At 40.1% G+C, this 18,089-nt stretch carries 12 protein-coding genes; 1 reads left to right on the forward strand and 11 read right to left on the reverse strand.

What is annotated here, in order from left to right:
- Nucleotides 1–149: 149 nt before the first annotated feature.
- From AC27JP_RS11275 to AC27JP_RS11290, 4 genes are all read right to left on the reverse strand, one after another.
- On the reverse strand, nucleotides 150–1,244 hold the full coding sequence (locus AC27JP_RS11275; RefSeq protein WP_487115064.1) for a helix-turn-helix transcriptional regulator: 1,095 nt from the start codon (nucleotides 1,242–1,244) through the stop codon (nucleotides 150–152).
- Between the two features lie 270 nt (nucleotides 1,245–1,514).
- Entirely contained in the window at nucleotides 1,515–1,928 is a 414-nt protein-coding gene (locus AC27JP_RS11280; RefSeq protein ID WP_487115066.1) for a DUF6326 family protein, read from the reverse strand.
- A gap of 348 nt (nucleotides 1,929–2,276) precedes the next feature.
- On the reverse strand, nucleotides 2,277–3,170 hold the full coding sequence (locus tag AC27JP_RS11285; RefSeq protein ID WP_487115068.1) for a DUF2306 domain-containing protein: 894 nt from the start codon (nucleotides 3,168–3,170) through the stop codon (nucleotides 2,277–2,279).
- 467 nt (nucleotides 3,171–3,637) lie between these two features.
- Nucleotides 3,638–5,233, reverse strand: a complete 1,596-nt coding sequence (locus AC27JP_RS11290; RefSeq protein ID WP_487115070.1) for an AbgT family transporter — start codon at nucleotides 5,231–5,233, stop codon at nucleotides 3,638–3,640.
- Between the two features lie 356 nt (nucleotides 5,234–5,589).
- Here AC27JP_RS11290 and AC27JP_RS11295 point away from each other — a divergent pair, with 356 nt between their 5' ends.
- Nucleotides 5,590–5,967, forward strand: coding sequence for an RNA-binding S4 domain-containing protein (locus tag AC27JP_RS11295; RefSeq protein ID WP_487115072.1), 378 nt, complete (start codon nucleotides 5,590–5,592; stop codon nucleotides 5,965–5,967).
- Nucleotides 5,968–7,048: 1,081 nt separating this feature from the next.
- Here AC27JP_RS11295 and AC27JP_RS11300 read toward each other — a convergent pair.
- The 7 genes from AC27JP_RS11300 to pepP form a co-directional block, all read right to left on the reverse strand.
- The gene (locus AC27JP_RS11300) at nucleotides 7,049–8,704 is read right to left on the reverse strand and encodes a KAP family P-loop NTPase fold protein (protein ID WP_487115073.1); all 1,656 of its coding nucleotides are present in this window, start codon (nucleotides 8,702–8,704) and stop codon (nucleotides 7,049–7,051) included.
- Nucleotides 8,705–8,808: 104 nt separating this feature from the next.
- Complete coding sequence (gcvP, locus tag AC27JP_RS11305; RefSeq protein ID WP_487115075.1) at nucleotides 8,809–11,715, reverse strand: aminomethyl-transferring glycine dehydrogenase; 2,907 nt, start codon at nucleotides 11,713–11,715, stop codon at nucleotides 8,809–8,811.
- A gap of 209 nt (nucleotides 11,716–11,924) precedes the next feature.
- Nucleotides 11,925–12,314: a glycine cleavage system protein GcvH gene (gcvH, locus tag AC27JP_RS11310; protein WP_487115077.1), complete on the reverse strand. Its 390-nt coding sequence runs from the start codon at nucleotides 12,312–12,314 to the stop codon at nucleotides 11,925–11,927.
- Between the two features lie 141 nt (nucleotides 12,315–12,455).
- Entirely contained in the window at nucleotides 12,456–13,544 is a 1,089-nt protein-coding gene (gene gcvT, locus AC27JP_RS11315; RefSeq protein ID WP_487115079.1) for a glycine cleavage system aminomethyltransferase GcvT, read from the reverse strand.
- Nucleotides 13,545–13,943: 399 nt separating this feature from the next.
- Nucleotides 13,944–15,233, reverse strand: coding sequence for a UbiH/UbiF/VisC/COQ6 family ubiquinone biosynthesis hydroxylase (locus tag AC27JP_RS11320; RefSeq protein WP_487115081.1), 1,290 nt, complete (start codon nucleotides 15,231–15,233; stop codon nucleotides 13,944–13,946).
- 108 nt (nucleotides 15,234–15,341) lie between these two features.
- Entirely contained in the window at nucleotides 15,342–16,628 is a 1,287-nt protein-coding gene (gene ubiH, locus AC27JP_RS11325) for a 2-octaprenyl-6-methoxyphenyl hydroxylase (protein ID WP_487115083.1), read from the reverse strand.
- A 103-nt stretch (nucleotides 16,629–16,731) separates the two neighbouring features.
- Entirely contained in the window at nucleotides 16,732–18,072 is a 1,341-nt protein-coding gene (gene pepP / locus AC27JP_RS11330) for a Xaa-Pro aminopeptidase (RefSeq protein ID WP_487115085.1), read from the reverse strand.
- Nucleotides 18,073–18,089 lie beyond the last annotated feature (17 nt).

Raw genomic sequence — 18,089 nt, forward strand, 5'->3', positions numbered from 1 at the left:
TTAAAAGCTAAGTACAATACCGATAGCAACAATTTATGACAAAGTACAGAAGTCTTAATACAGCTCTGTATACCGCTTTATTCCTCTTACACTCTAAGCATTCACACACCACTACTAAAACTCTGTCACTCTCTATTAGGCGGTAAAATTTATTGTTTATTTTCGAGCAGTGAATTTCGGTATGCTGAAGGGCTATAACCGACTGTTTTTTTGAACGCAGTATTAAATGTCGATTTCGAATTAAAACCTACATCAAAGGCAATATTTGTCACTAACTTATCACTATCCTGTAAAGCCTTCTTCGCTTCTTCAACTCGAAAGCTATTAACAAATTGGAAAAATTTGGTGTTTAAAAATTGAGAGAGTGTTTCTGAAATATGATTTTCAGTTTCAGATATCGATTCAGAGAGCTTGTTTAGCGATAAGTTATCCTGCAAGAACAACTTGTCTTCTTTCATTGCATGTTCCAGTTTTGCGGCAATCAATTGCATTTTCTCAGTGCTAAGTAACGCCGCTCTTATCTGATTAGCGCGAGGCAAACCTTTCTCAGATTCATTAAGCACTTTTTGGCTTAATGCCTTTTGCATAAAAATAGCCAGCGCAAAAACCTCTAATACAGGAAGTAATTTCCCTGAGCCAAACCAAAACCAACCCAAGGCTCCTAGAGAAAACTCAACGGCATACATTAGCCATACAGTTCCCCAAATTAGCAGCACAGGTCTAAACCAATCTACTGAACGTTGCTCAATGTCAGAAAAGCGCTCCAAGAGTTGTTGACGGTGAGAATGATGGAGTTTTAAGGCCATTATTAGGAATAAAATTGTGAATGAAATAAAAACAAAGGTTGTCGATAAACAAGTAAATATCGCTATTTTCCACAGTTCCGGATCTCTTGTTGATGGATTTGCAAGGGCCAACTTCTCTGCGGGGCTGATCATAAATATAAAAGGAAGCATAGCCAACAGAACTAGAATAGGTCCAGAGAAAGCCAATGCCCACAACTGTTTACCTATTACTTTGTCTGGTGACATAGTGGCATGAGCATAAAAATAGAGTGCTGGCCCAAGTAAAGCCCTAAACGGAAATTGTGCACCGGCTAAGGCTGGCGCATAAACATATGCGCCTGAATATATAAACAGTTCACCGGCCAAATGCATCAGTAATAACAACAACAAGCCTTTAAGGAAAAAGTTTTGTCTTTCCTTCGGTCTATTGAAAACCTCTAATAATGCGAATACTGTCATTCCCATCATGCAGGAATATATAACTGTGGGAAAAAGATTGACCATTTCATTACCAGATAAAAAGATTGTTGTGACTCCCAGTAATTGTAAAAGTAAATAGCAGCTAAATCCACATATCGCCAGACTGATAACCTTATTTAGCCTTGCTCGATGTAAGCGCTAGTGTCCCCTAGTTGATTTTCTTTCTCCAACTCAATAATAGGAAAAGAGTCAGCTTAGATAACGCGTTTATGGCGTTCATTTCTTTATTTTGAGCGCTATTTCTGCAAATTATGGCGCTTTTTCTTGTTTCCAAGTAACGGCCAAATAAATAATGAATAATCCGGTACCAATTTCAAAAAAGCTAAAGAACATGTAGTGCAGAGTGGCACCGCCCATCATTACGGTGAAAGCTTGTACTGACGTGGTAATGATACCCGCAACAATATTAAAATATTTGTTTAGTGTGAAAGTTAAGAACCTAGACAAAACAATCATGATCACAGGAATTTGCATTATGACGGCAAACATCAATAAGAATTCTTCAGTGATCTTCATGCCACCGACATCGCCAGTCAAGAATGCCTCCAAATATTTGGCAAGGTGTAAAGTAAACACATCACAATAGATATAATTCAGCGTTAGGTAAATCCAAAGTAAAGATAATAGATTTTTACGATTGCCATCCCATTCAAAAATTTTCATAGTATTCCTTTTTAAAATTTTAAGATTTAAGTACTAGGTTTGGATTTGAAAAATATCGCAATTTAATCGTATTGACGTCTTGATGGGCATATTCGAACGTATTTTTTTCAATTATTTTTCAAGATTTACTTTTTTACTGTTTTTTAAAGTTGAAGGGCTACGCCTATTAATATTTAAACACCATGTTCAGTGTCGACTTTTCTTTAAAAATGAACATTAAAATATTGAAGCCAATTTTTGAAATAGGCCTATGGCTACTAGAACCACAAAAAATCACGAAAGAAAAGCGATGGAGCTATCACAATAATTGCAATGCTCCATTTCATCGTTCTATGCTTCGAATAACATTTAAAATGTAATCGGTCCATCTGACATGACAGTTAACAGAAAAGGAGTAAAACCCACCATGCCTATTATCATGAGTATTGTCACGGAGAACAACGCAGCACTTGTTAAAAACTTAACACTATTGCTGCCTTTTTCTTTTGCAAAAAAATATAGTTGCAGCATTAGAAGCGGAAAAACGAAGCAGCCAAATGTCCAAATAGGGAAAAACGGATCGCCGAAGGCCGGCTTCATTCCTAACAAGTTTCCTGTCACTAGGTAGCTGAAAACACCGAGTCTTAAAAGCCATTGCGCATTTGATACAAAAAATAATCGCAACGCCCACTTTATATGGTTAACGATATCCTTATTAATAGCCAAGCGTACCGTAAAGTATGCAAAAGCCAGTATCAGGAAACCATTAATCGTAGTGCCAATGCCTGAAAGATCAATCGGATCAGGATCTCTTATCCAGACGAGATAGAAGCCAGAAATAGCCAAACAAAACACCGTTGTTAGATATACATAGCCATTAATTTTATGGAATTTCGGATAAGTGTTGCGCACTTTAGGTAGCAATTGCAACGCGCCACCAAATGCGACAATGCCAGCACCAATGGCATGAGCGGCAAAAGCAAGATTACCGGAAAAATCACCCAGTAGGTAAGGTTTGCTGCCCATGGGTTCCCAACGATTCCAAATCTCCATATTGTCATTAATCACTGAAAAGCCATAAAAGCCAATGATGTAATAAAAGAAAAACCACTGTCCAAGCAAAGTTGTTATAAACCAAAACATAGTGGTGTATTTCAAAGATTTATTCGCCACATTTGTAGATATGAATTTATTTGAACCTGCCTTTTTTTCATCATTTATTGTTAATTGTGAACCTAAATCGTCACTACGTATATTTTCCATTATTAAGTCCTATCTTGTACGACAATGTGACCTAGTATGAGAAAATGACAAACCGAATACGCCCAAATGGGCCTATTCGAACGTATTTTTTCAATTATTTTTCTATTAATTGTCTTTTAAGCGCTTGGATTTAGATTTTCTGTTTGGCATCAGAGCCAACGGCAAGGATACAAGAAGTAGAGCAACACGTTAGCTAGGGCGTGCGTAAGTAGAGTAATGCAGGAGCAGTTGTTGAGAAGCCGTTGCAGAGCTAACTACAGGCTAATAGATAGTAGGCAAGTTAGACTCGAATAGTTGCGGATATAGTTCTGACGTAGCATCAGCGATAACAAATTTCTTATGCTGCCAACGCCTTATGGGCACGTTTGTTTTTTATTTCCTATATCAAAACTCAAGAATACATTGAAATATTTGTCTGCCATAAAATAACAAAAAGCCGCGGTTAAGCGGCTTTAAACTATGTTTGATTAAGGTTGATAATAAATAGGTGACTCGGGTCCTACAGGTAAACCAAAAACAAACACCCAAACGTAGAATAGCGTTACCCAACCGATAAAGAACACAATACTATATGGCAACATTGTCGCGACAAGTGTCCCTATACCCATATCTTTTTTATATTTTGCCGCAACCGCTAAAATCAAGCCGAAGTAACTCATCATAGGGGTAATTAAGTTAGTAACGGAATCACCAATTCGGTACGCTGCTTGAATAGTTTCTGGTGCATAACCAATTAACATTAGCATAGGTACAAAAATCGGTGCTGTTGCCGCCCATTGCGCCGAAGACGAACCTAAACTTAAATTGATTAAGGCACACAGCAGAATAAAACCAATAAACACTTCTGGCCCAGTAAGGCTCATTGCTTGCAGTAACGCAGCGCCTTTAATCGCGATAATGGTGCCAAAATTAGTCCATTTAAAGAAGGCGACAAATTGAGCCGCAAAAAATACCAGCACGATATACAGCCCCATTGAACTGATGCTTTTTGACATTGCATCAATCACATCGCGATCGTTTTTCATGGTGCCAACGACTTTACCGTAAACAAAGCCTGGTATCGCAAACGTTATAAAAATAAAGGCAACAATACCTTTAAGAAATGGCGACCCTGCCACTAAGCCAGTGTCTGGATTTCGTAATATACCGTTTTCAGGTACGACACTAAGCGCCAGTAAAATACACATCAATAAGAAGGTAAAACCAGCCCAACGCAAGCCTTTCTTCTCCAAAGGTGTTATATGCTCGACGGTACTTTCAGACAAATCAATACTTGCTTCGCTTGGGTCATACTTGCCAAGACGCGGCTCAACAATTTTCTCAGTAATGATGGTACCTAAAGTGGCAATTAAAAAGGTTGAAACTATCATAAAATACCAGTTGGCTTCAGGGCCAACAACGTAATCAGGGTCTATCATTTGTGCGGCTGGCGTTGTAATACCTGCAAGTAACGGGTCAATGGTACCTAGTAATAAATTGGCACTGTAACCACCAGAAACACCAGCAAAAGCGGCGGCTAAGCCAGCAAGAGGATGACGACCGAGGCTATGAAATATCATTGCAGCTAAGGGAATTAATACCACATAACCTAGCTCTGATGCGGTATTTGATAATATTGCCGCTAACACGATAGCAAACGTTACAAAACGTTTAGAAGCGCCCATTACCATATTACGCATCGTCGCAGACAATAAACCAGAATGTTCAGCAACACTAACACCTAATATCGCGACTAAAACCGTACCTAGTGGCGCAAAACCGGTGAAGTTAGTCACTAAACCAGTCACTATCCGATGTAAACCTTCTACAGACATTAGGCTAACAACATGAATTACACCATCAGGTGCTCGCCCTTTCGCGCCTTCTGGGCGAGGGTCAACAACACTTAGGTCAAAAAAACCAGCTATACCACTACCAATGATAATGGCAACACAAAACATGGCGAATAAGGTAATAGGGTGTGGTAATAGGTTTCCTAAGTATTCCACGGTGGCCAAAAAGCGATTAAACCAACCTTTTTGTTGTTTAGTTTTAGGCTCGTTATCGGTAACCACTGAATTCATAAATATTTAGTCCCATAAAAATACAATAGAGCGCAAGATATCATAGACAGTTCAGTTGCTCCAGTTGAATACCGACGAAATACCCGAGTAAAGCGTTGGTTGACGCTAGTTTATAAATTTTAATTAACACAAATAGATACGTAACAACATCAAAATTGAACGTAGAGAACTTTGCTTGGAAAGCACTTATTAGATTAGCAACTAAAATGTAGCAGTAAGAACAACCACTGTGTTCAATCAACACCTTGATGCTAACCAGCACTCAACTTACTGAATTCCGCAGATTCAAGTGCTCTGGGCGTATGTATATGTTAGAATCTAGCAATATTATTATTTAAAATTATTAGGCGTATTTCATGTCTGAACCTTCAACCTTCGACATTTGTGTTGAACCGATAGAACTTTATAAATTACTTAAAATATCCAACATGGTTGGTGGTGGCGGTGAAGCTAAAACCATGATCAGCGAAGGTAATGTTTCAGTAAATAATAAAGTTACCGTGCAAAAGCGTAAAAAAATTCGCCGCGGTGATATTATCGAATTTAATGGTAAAACGATTAAGGTCGCTTATAACCCAGATAAAAAATCAGCTGAGTTTATTAATACCGTTGTTACCGCGAGTAAAAATGCCAAAAAGAAAAAAAGAGCCAAAAGCAAAGCGTTGGCTGCTGCTTCAGAAACAGTTACTGAACCATCAAAAGAACGTGTCAAAAGAAAACCTACTGCACTTTAATTATTTGTTAAAACGTAATTATCACTAATTGAATCAAGTACCAGCTTGGAGCTAGATTCATTGCTTGGCGTCGAGGTCGACTGCATGGGTGCAGTAGCAATTGCCGAGTCGACTACACGCAAGGGGCTTATATTTAGGAAACGGACACAGATCTCCCCCTTGCATCCCTCACTGTGCCCTACTCAGCTAAAACTAAAATAATAATTTTTGCAGTTATCGATACCTGACGAATGCACGTCCCTGCGCAACGCCAGTTCCAGCCTTCGACGTGCATGGATGCACTAATGCCGCGAAGGCAGGGATGCCTAAGAGCGGCCATGGCTGTCATCGATAAGCTGCTATCAAAAATTAATATTTCAGCGCTGAGACGGGAATTTAGTGGTCGTTGTTCTTTCGTCAGAGTTATTAGATTAAGAGGGTTACGGAAGATTAGCGTTCATCATAGTTTACTTGGAGTTTAATTAACTGCTTGGCGTCGGGGTGCCGACTACACGCAAGGGGGAAATAGACACAGATCTCCCCCTTGCATCCCCCGCTGTGCCCTACTCAGCTAATACTAAAATATGAATTTTTGCAGTTATCGATACCTGTCGAATGCTCGTCCCTGCGCAACGCCAGTTCCAGCCATCCATGGCTGTCGTCGATACACTGCTAATAAAAATTAATATTTCAGCGCTGAGATGGGAATTTAGCGATCGTTGTTCTTTCGTCAGAGTAATTAGATTAAGAGGGTTACGGAAGATTAGCGATCGCCCTAGTCTGCTTGAACAAACGCGGAGATTAATCAAAGTGTTCACGTATGTTCATCATGGATGATGAACAAAGCGATGTAGGGCATGGATTATGTTCAGGATGAACGGTAATGCGCGGTGCCATGGATGGCAAGGAGCGCAGTGCGTTCTAAGCTTTAGTTCATTACATTATTATTTTATGAAGAGTACATTTTTCAGCAGCACCGGGAGTTTCCAAAGAGCTTAACTTAGGTATAGTGCGTTTAGCCCTCGTTGGGTCGACTGCATGGATGCAGGAGTTAGAGCAACGCAGGAGCAGTTGCCGAGCCGTCGCCACCGCGAAAATCCACTTAATCATCTTCTTCTATCCAGTCTATCGCAGACGCTAACTCTACAAGATCTTTATAAAATTGAGTTTTTTCTGCATTAACTTCGATCAGATTATTCGAAAGCTCTAAAATTTTATTAGCGCACTCACCTAAAAATCGAGCATCATTACAAATTGCCTTTTGATATAGTTCATTCAGCACATCTATAATTCTATCCACTTTAGAGTGGTTTCCATTTGACTTAATCATATAGGCTATAGAAAGATTTTCTTTACTTTTATCATCAAAAGCTGGTGAAAATATATTTTTGATATAAAAAGAAAAATCCGCAGAATAAGTCCCACTAATATAGTTAAGATAGCGGACTTTAGAAAATGATGTATATGGTTTTTTATCAAAATATAATTTTACTTTCTCTCCTTTAAAAGAGAAATTCTCGTTAAGGTGACTAGCAAGATTTATAGATACATCACCATCAAGCTTTTTAAAGTTAGAATTAATAATATCTTCATATAAGCTTTCATCTTTTTCTCTAATGCAAAGCAAAGTTGTTAACTTCAAAATATCTAGCTTAGTGTTAGGTTCTAAATTTGAAACTATTGCTATTACTCTATTAGTTAATTGTATTGCAGTTCTAGGAGAAACATTAAACGAATTTAATACTGCAATGATATTTTCTAATGTAGATTGGGAGTCATCATTTTCAGGCCAAACTATAATATTATGAGCATCAAAATTCTCTTTTGATAACTTCTGTTTTTGGCAATGAACATCAAGCAAATTGTCAAACTTAGGTGACTTTAAGCTAAATCGACTATCAAAAAACCTACCTAAATAAGTTCTAGCATCAAAACCTTCCCCATAAATAGCTTTTACGGCGTGCTGCAATTGCTCTGTATCTGTAGCAACAACAAAAATAACTCCTTGAATATCGAATATATGCTTGATTGTTTCTAGCATTTCCACTGCGTATGTTGGCCGACAGCGATCGAGTTCATCAATAAAGACAAATGCGGGACTATCTTTTTTATTATCGACTACGGTTTTGACCCATTGACCTACTGTAATCTTTAAACTTTCAATTGCTTTAGACTTTGCATCGTGTTCATTGATTAAGTGCTCAACAGCTTTAGAAGCAGCTAACCCCATATCTATTGGGTTACCCTCTTCATCATTAATATTCCCTAACTCCTCTGTTTCGTCTTCAGATTCCATTATTTTAACGGGATCTATACCTAAGTATCTTTTGGTTACCCCTCTTGCTAATGCTGGAGCTGCTGCTTTTAGGAGTCCAATTAATTTTTTAGGTGGCTGAATCAACTCCGCAGACTTAGGAGCTTGTACTTTCAGTTGCTCTATCAATGACGAGATAACAGTCATTAATGGATCTTCTGAATAGTCTTGTTTCCAAGCATCTACATAAACTACCGGGTGCATAGTTTTCAAATCGTTTGCCCATCTTCTTAAAAAGTAGGTCTTACCAGCACCCCATTCAGAATTTAAATTCAAGACATAGTTTGAATATTTTGATGTTGATTCATCATACGAAGTAGACTTAAGATATTTAGTTAAAAATTTAGCGTACTTTGCCCGATCTAACTTATCTTCTGGAAGTGTTTCTTTATTTTCAATTTCTAATTTATTTTCCCAATTAAAATCTATGCTAGTAGTCATCATATTCCCTCATAAGTTCAGCGCACCTATATTGATCGAGTTATAAAACTAAAGCAACAAAAAAGCGAGCCTTAGCTCGCTTTTTATTATTCTATATCAACTAGTTACTAGTCTTTATAGGTATCTACACTCGGACAAGAACAAATCAAGTTTCTGTCCCCGTATACATCATCAATACGGTTAACCGTTGGCCAGAATTTGTTTTCTGCCACTGCTGCTACTGGGTAAACCGCTTCTTTAATTGAATACGCTCTGTCCCACTCGCTGGTAATGTCAGCCATAGTATGCGGTGCGTTGTGTAATGGGTTGTCATCGCTTGACCACTCGCCAGATTCAACTTTACGCACTTCATTACGAATACAAACCATAGCTTCAATGAAACGGTCAAGTTCAACTTTTGACTCAGATTCAGTTGGCTCAATCATAAAGGTACCCGCTACTGGGAACGACATGGTTGGCGCATGGAAACCGTAATCCATTAAGCGTTTCGCCATATCCACTTCCGTAATACCAGATTCCGCTTTAATTGGGCGTAAGTCGATAATACATTCGTGGGCAACACGGCCATTTTTCCCTGCGTATAAAATTGGGTAATGTTGGCTTAATTTAGTGGCTAAGTAGTTAGCGTTGGTAATTGCGTATTTAGTTGCGTCAGTAACACCTTTACGACCTAATAAGGCTACGTATAAGTATGAGATACATAAAATACCAGCACTACCGTATGGTGCTGCTGATACTGCGCCATTACCTTGTGTGCTTTCGCTGACATTGATTAGTGCATGATCAGGTAAGAATGGTGCTAAGTGCGCTTTAACGCCGATAGGACCCATACCTGGGCCACCGCCACCATGCGGAATAGCGAAGGTTTTGTGTAAGTTTAAGTGTGAAACATCAGCACCGATGAAACCTGGTGAGGTAACGCCGACTTGTGCGTTCATGTTGGCGCCGTCAAGGTAAACTTGGCCGCCGTGCTCATGAACAATATTACAAATTTCTGCAATGGTAGTTTCGTATACGCCGTGCGTTGACGGGTACGTGATCATGATACAAGAAAGGTTGTCGGCTAACTCACTTGCTTTCGCGCGTAAGTCGTCCATATCAACGTTACCTTCTTTGTCACAATCAACCACAACCACTTTCATGCCAACCATTTGCGCTGACGCTGGGTTAGTACCATGAGCAGATGATGGAATTAAACAAATGTTACGGTGCGCGTCACCACGGCTTTCATGGTATTTGTGAATGGCAATAAGACCAGCGTATTCGCCTTGTGCACCAGAGTTTGGTTGCATTGAAATGTTGTCATAACCTGTCAGCTCGACTAATGCGTCACCTAACTCGTCAATCATTTGCTTGTAACCTTGAGCTTGGTCAACTGGCGCAAATGGGTGCATGTTAGCGAATTCAGGCCATGATACTGGGATCATTTGTGCGGTAGCATTTAACTTCATAGTACAAGAGCCCAAAGAGATCATTGAGTGGTTCAATGCTAAATCTTTGTTTTCAAGTTTTTTGATGTAACGTAGCATCTCAGTTTCACTGTGATACGAGTTAAATACTGGGTGCGTTAGAATTGGCGTTTCACGTTTTAGTGACGCTGGAATTGAATCGCTACCTAAGACGCGTAATTCTGCATCAAGTAATTCAATATCTAGGTTATGATCTTCACCAAATAAAATATCAAATAAGGTAGTTAAGTTTGCACGCGTGGTGGTTTCATCAAGTGAAATACTGATTTGATTATGCACGTCAGTGCGGAAGTTAACGCCTTTGCTTAAGGCTTTAGCAACAATTTCTGCTTTTCTTGCTTCTGATACGTTAAACGTTAAGGTATCAAAAAACTGACCGTGTAATGGTGTTAAACCTTTAAGGTTAGCGGCATGCGCTAAAATATCAGCAAAACGGTGTATACGCTCAGCAATAACTTTTAAGCCTTTAGGACCATGATAAACCGCGTAGAACGCCGCCATGTTCGCTAATAATACTTGGGCTGTACAAATGTTTGAGTTGGCTTTTTCACGACGAATATGTTGCTCACGTGTTTGCATGGCCATACGTAGTGCTGGGTTATCACGAGTATCTTTTGATACACCAATAATACGACCTGGTAATGAACGCTTGTATTTGTCTGACGTAGTAAAGAATGCAGCGTGTGGTCCGCCGTAGCCCATTGGCACACCAAAACGTTGGCTTGAACCAATAACAGCATCAGCACCTAGCTCGCCCGGCGCTTTTAATAGCACTAAGCTCATGATATCGGCTGCTACGGCAACGATACCTTTTTTCTCATGTACTTTCGCGATTAGCTCTGAAATATCACGTACTTCACCGGTTGCACTTGGGTATTGTAAAATCGCGCCAAATACGTCGTGATTTACCACTTCGTCAGCCGGAGCTACAACGATTTCAAAACCAAACATTTCTGCACGTTGCTTAACAACGTCGATTGTTTGTGGGTATACATCGTTTGAGATAAAGAATGTATTTGATTTTTTGTTTTTAGAAACACGCTTCGCTAATGCCATGGCTTCAGCTGCTGCCGTACCTTCATCGAGCAATGAAGCCGACGCTAGGTCTAAACCGGTAAGGTCTAAACACATTTGTTGGTAGTTTAATAATGATTCTAAACGACCTTGGGCAATTTCTGGTTGGTATGGCGTATATGCCGTGTACCAGCCTGGATTTTCTAAAACGTTACGTAAAATAACGTTAGGCGTTAGTGTGCCGTAGTAACCTAAACCAATATATGTTTCGTTTACTTTGTTTAAGCTGGCAACCTCTTTTAAATCGGCTAACGCTTGAACTTCGGTTTTACTTTCTTCGATAGCCGGTAAGTCAGCTAAACGAATATCACTTGGTACGATTTCATCGATAAGTGCGTCTACTGACTCAGCGCCGATATCGTTCAACATTGCTTGAGTTTGCTCGTAATTTGGACCAATGTGACGACGAATAAAATCTTGTCGTTGCTCTAATTCAGCCAAAGATAAAGAGTCATTATATTGAGTAGTCATAAAACAGCTTCACTATAAAATTGATAGTATTTAATAAAAATAAAGCCTCGGTATTCAGAAGAATTTTCGAGGCTTAAACATATTGTTTAGCTAAGATAATCGACTTTTAGGCAAAGCTGTCAAGAGAGAAATCGCATGAGCTTAGTAAGCTAAGTGATTGCGATTTACCTCGTAGACAATGCAGCATAAAATCGATTAACGACGCTAAACTAGTCTTCATCGATAGAATTTGCGTAACCTTCAGCATCAAGCAAGCTTTCTAACTCACCTTCGTCTTCAATTTTCAATTTGAATAACCAACCGTCACCAAAGGCATCTGAGTTTACTAACTCAGGTGAATCTTCAAGGTCTTCATTCACTTCAACTACTTCACCTGTTACTGGTGCGTAGATGTCTGAAGCTGCTTTTACAGATTCTGCTACGGCAACGTCATCACCTGTGCTTACTGTGTCGCCAACATCTGGTAATTCAACAAATACCATGTCACCTAAAAGGTCTTGTGCGTGTTCAGTGATACCAACAGTAACGACACCGTTACCTTCGTTGCGTACCCATTCGTGTGATGTTGCATATCTTAGTTCTGAAGGAATGTTGCTCATTGTTTTGTTCCTAATCTTTATTTTTAAATTTTGTGTAAACGTCTATAGTACGAAGCGCGGCCTGAGCCAATCAATCATACTATAGCTTAAATATTGGCCATTATTAACCTAGTTTAATAACATTAAAGCTAGATCAAAGTTTTAAAAAACTTTTTTACCATTGCGCACGAAGCTTGGCTTAATCACTTGAACTTTAACTAGCTTTTTACGCATTTCAACTTCGACGGTATCGCCTAATTTTACACTGCGTGGCACACGTGCCATAGCAATACTGTGGCCCAATGTTGGTGAGAAAGTGCCAGAAGTAATAACCCCTTCGCCGTCAGCGGTAACTACTTTAAGACCAGAGCGTAATACGCCTTTTTCTTCAAGTACTAAACCAACAAGTTTAGGTTGGTCGCCAGCCGCACGTTGCGCTGCTAATACTTCGCGGCCATTAAAGTTACGATCTTCTGGTTCCCAGCTAATAGTCCACGCCATATTAGCGGCAAGTGGTGAAACGCTTTCGTCCATGTCTAAACCGTAAAGGTTCATACCTGCTTCTAAACGTAAAGTATCACGAGCACCTAAACCACAAGGTTTAACGCCAGCATCTAATAATTGTTGCCAAAGTGAAGCAGCTTGCTCAGCAGGTAACGCGATTTCGTAACCGTTTTCACCAGTGTAACCGGTAGTGGCAATAAATAAATCGCCCGCTTGTGCTGAGAAGAATGGCTTCATGCCATCAACCGCAGCGGTTTGCTCTGCGTTGAGTAAGGTTGCAACTTTTGCTTTTGCTTGTGGGCCTTGCACGGCGATCATGGCAAATTCAGGACGTTCGGTTACGGTTACGTCAAAATCAGCTGATTGCTCTGCAATCCAAGCTAAGTCTTTTTCGCGCGTTGCTGAGTTAACCACTAAGCGGTAATCAGTTTTAGTGAAGAAATAAACGATTAGGTCGTCAATTACGCCACCTTCAAGATTACACATGCCAGTGTAAAGCGCTTTACCAGCAACATCTAATTTAGCCACGTCGTTAATCACTAACTTACGTAAAAACGCTTCTGCATCAGCGCCTTTAACATCAACAATGGTCATGTGTGAAACGTCAAACATACCTGCGTCGGTACGAACCGCATGATGCTCTTCAATTTGAGAACCATAGTTGATTGGCATATCCCAGCCGTAAAAATCAACCATTTTGGCGCCAGCTTCAATATGCTTAGCATGTAATACTGTTTTATTTGTCATCGTACGTTCCACTCACGTTAGTTGTTTTATCTTAGTTTTCGCGCCCATTGAGCTAACGCGTCGATTTACTTATCAAGTAAAACTAGGATAAAGACGGAAGATTTACAAAAAGTGAGCAAGATTATAACTGCGCAACACTGTTGATTCAACAGATAAAACGCCTTTTAAAAAATTTAAAATGGACAAATAAAAATATTTCAAATTATATTTTTAAAAGTAAAGCTTTTGAAAATATAATTCCTTGTCGAGGATATAAATATCCCCAGCGGCAAATTAAAATTTTATATTGATGAAAAGAATAACTTTACCGAAGTTATCAACCAGCTAAATTTGCTTTAGCTGGTTAATGAAAATGAGGTTTTTCTTGACTGCATGGTCAATAAAAAAGGCTGAATAAGCTTATTTTTCTGCTTGTTGAAGTGGCTTGGCTAGTTCAGGTAATTCACCTTTAAAACCTAACGCCTGATTTATCATTAGTGCTTTGGCGGGTTTAATATTATTGAGTAATGACAGGCCCAAACCACGAATTAGCTTCACCGCGCCCTGCTGTGGCGTAAAGGCTTGTTTGATTGCTTCCATGGCGGCGATCATTTCTGCTGCTTCGCTTTTGCGCCAGCGGGCAAATTGCTGTAACGATTTATTGCTATACCATGCATTGCCATCAAGATCGCCATTGGCTTTTGCATTACTGAGTTGCTGACTAATTGTTTGTGCTAAGGCCGCAGCATCAAGTAAGCCTAAATTAACGCCCTGACCTGCCAACGGATGAATGGTATGTGCGGCATCGCCAACTAAAACCATACGATCTTTAACAAACTCTTGGGCAAAGCGCATAGTTAATGGGTGGGTAAAACGTTCACTTTCCAGTGATACTTGTCCTAACTTGCCATCGCTTGCGGCAGTTATTTCTTTAGCAAATTCTGCCGCCGACAAAGCCGTTAATCGTGTTGCTTCTTCAGGGCTTGTTGACCAAACAATTGAGCATAAATCATCTTGATACAAAGGCAGTAAAGCTAACGGGCCGGTTTCTAAAAACACTTGCCAAGCGGTATTTTGATGGCCTTGCTGACACTTAACCGTGGCAACAATGGCGTGGTGATCGTAATCGCGAAACGTTAACGGTATATTCATGTGCTGACGCACCCACGAATTTGCGCCATCGGCCCCCACCACCAGTTTTGCCATCACAGGCATTTGTGTTTTGCCCGTATCACTATTCGCCGCAAAAGTAGCAAACACTTCACTGTCGCTGAAATTTAACTGCTCTAATTGGTTATCGGTAAAAAAGCTAATACCACTGTCTTGTTGGGCTTTATGCCACAAAGCATTACGAATGGCTTTGTTTTCAATAATAAAACCTAGTTGCTCAAGGTTACTTGCCCCCGTAGAGTTGCTAACATCTTTTAAGGCAAAGTCGAGCTGACCATAACCGGCCTTATCCCAAATATGCATATCATGATAAGGCTGCGCGCGCTGTGCAGTGATATCTTGCCAAACATTGAGGTTATTGAACATTTGCTGGCTGGCAGCATTAATGGCGCTAACACGCACTTCAGGCTCGCTGCCAAGTTCATCAACAGGCGTATTATCAACAATTGCGATGGTAAGCTCAGTTTGCTGACGAATAGCTAATGCCAACGTTAAGCCAACCATGCCGCCACCAACAATTAATAGATCAAATTTTTGCATTATTTTTCACATTCATTTTTATGTCTAAGAACCCGCATATGATTGCGAGTAGCTTGTATTTTATCTTTTAGTTATTTGCTCATAACCTCTGCACTAGTAACCTCTGCTCTAATAACCCATGGTTTTCTTCACCAAGGCATTTTTCAACGCGGGTAAATAATTCATCACTTTTAGGCCAATATTACGCCCTGCCACTAACGGCGGTAATTGATTAGAAAATAAGGTAACCAGTGAATCTGTTAAGGTGATCACTTGTTTTTGATCTTGTTGTCGCGCTTTAGCGTACTGCATTAAATGAGCAAAGGAGCCGATATCTTGTTGATTTGCTAGCGCTGATTTGATCACCTCGGTCATATCACTGACATCACGTAAACCTAAGTTAAAGCCTTGACCCGCAATCGGATGAATAGTGTGAGAAGCATTACCGATAAGTGCCATACGGTGATAAACCTGCTCCTTAGCTTGCAATAATTTTAACGGATAAACCGCACGTTTACCCACTTGGATAATATTGCCTAGCCAACGTCCAAAAGATTTTTCCAGCTGTGCCGCAAACTCTTCATCCGATAAATTTAGCATTTGTTCCGCCAATTCCGGCGTTAATGTCCACACCAGTGAGCAACGCCCTGCACTACTTTGTTGGTTATTGGTTGTGTTTGACGCTGACGGGGATAAGGTTGAAAGCGGTAACATAGCAACAGGACCCGTTTCGGTGAAACGTTCATAGGCAATATTTTGATGATGGATTGCCGTGCCAACATTCGCGATTAATGCCGACTGCTGATAATCTCGACTGCTGCTCGCGATATTGGCAAACTTTCGACAAGCAGATTGTGCGCCGTCACAAGCTAATAATAGCGCGGCACATAAATGCCTATCTGAGCGTAATTCAATATTGACTTGCTCAGCTTGCCATTGCACATTTTCAATACTGTCAGGGGCAAACCAAGTAACATTATTTTTACTCGCTAAGGCTTTTAATAATGCTGCGCCAATAAATGACATTTCAGCAACATAACCTAAGGCATCAACTTGATGATGCTGGGCATACAGTCGGGCTTTGCCATAGTGGCCACGGTCTGAAATATGAATATTTTTAATCGGCTCTGCATGGCTTTGCAGATATTGCCACGCGCCAACACTTTTTAAATAAGCCGCACTGCCATGTGACAGAGCCAAAACACGATCATCAAAACTTTTTGATGGGTCAGTTAATACCGGATTAGCTTCAATAATGGCAATTTTCAAAGGGGTTTGTTGATGAGTCACTAGACTTGATAAGCTCAGCGCCATTAAAGCGCCCGATAGACCACCGCCAGAAATAACCACATCAAAGTGTTCAGCGGGCTTATCTGTTGTGCTGTTAGTGTTTGAGCTTTGCTCATTGTTATTCATCGTTAACCTATTTTAATTCTTGCTTTCGTTAATGACGCTAAGTTTAGCTTGCTATCACAGTTACCACTTTGTGTTTAATCAATGGATTACACACAAAATAATACTAATCTGCCATCACCCGCTCGATATCAGCAATAGCTTTTGGCGCATTAACCGTTAAGTTTTCAAAGCCAGATTCAGTTACCAATACATTGTCTTCAATACGAACGCCGATACCACGCCACTTTTCATCAACTGAATTATCACTGAGCGGAATATAAATTCCTGGCTCAATGGTCATCACCATGCCAGGCGCAAACGGTCGTAATTGCTCACGCTGCTGATTAGCCTGGTAATCACCAACATCATGAACATCAAGCCCTAACCAGTGACCTAAACCATGTATAAAATATTTTTTACAGGCTTTCTGGGCCAACAGTGTGCTGATGTCGCCTTGTAAAATACCTAAATCGTACAAACCTTGGGTAAGAAAATCACAAACCAGTCGATTTAATTCAGCAAAAGTTTGCTGCGGTTTTATTGCTGCAATCGCGAGGTTTTGGCTATCAAGCACTAATTGATAAATTGTCGCTTGCTCTGGGCTAAACTTGCCGTTAATTGGAAATGTTCGGGTAATATCAGCGGCATAGCCCGCTAATTCACCACCGGCATCAATGAGCAATAAATCACCATTGTTAAGTGTTTCATCATTGTCGGTGTAATGTAAGATATTGGCATTGTCGCCACCAGCAACAATAGAACCGTAAGCGGGATATCGAGCACCATTACTGGCAAATTCATGTAATAATTCAGCTTCTATTTGATATTCAAACTTACCTGCTGATGTTTGCCGCATCGCTCTTTGATGAGCTACGCCACTAATAACATTAACCTGACGCATAATATCGAGTTCAGCGTTTGATTTATGTAAACGCATTTCGTGTATTATTTCGCTGCAATCAACTAATGACTTTGGCGCTTTCGCTCCGGTGCGGGCTGACTTTCTAATATCAGCTAGCCAAGACAATACTTGTTGCTCAAATTCGCCATGCTCTTGCTGACAAATTAATAGCGCACTTTTACCGTCAATTAACGGCAAAAGCTGCTCGTTCACTTCCGCTAAGCTAAAGCACAAATCAACCTGATAAGTTTCAACTGCCGCTATTTGACCGACACGTCGGCCGTGCCAAATTTCTTGCAAGCTATCTTTTTCGCGGGAAAATAAAATACTTTGCTCTGTTCCCGCACTTTCCCCTGTCACCAAAGCTAAAATTGCATCTGGTTCGTTAAAGCCGGTTAGATAATAAAAATTTTTGCTTTGGCAAAATGGATATTCAGTATCGTTACTGCGCGTAACTTCTTTGCCAGCAGAAATTAAAGCTATGCTATTCGCAGGCATTTGCGCAATAAAATCGCTTCTACGCTGACAAAACTCAGCAACGGGTAATAAAGTATTTTTGATCATGGATGTCAAATTTAGGT

It is taken from the genome of Colwellia sp. SU-HH01172 (assembly GCF_057553355.1).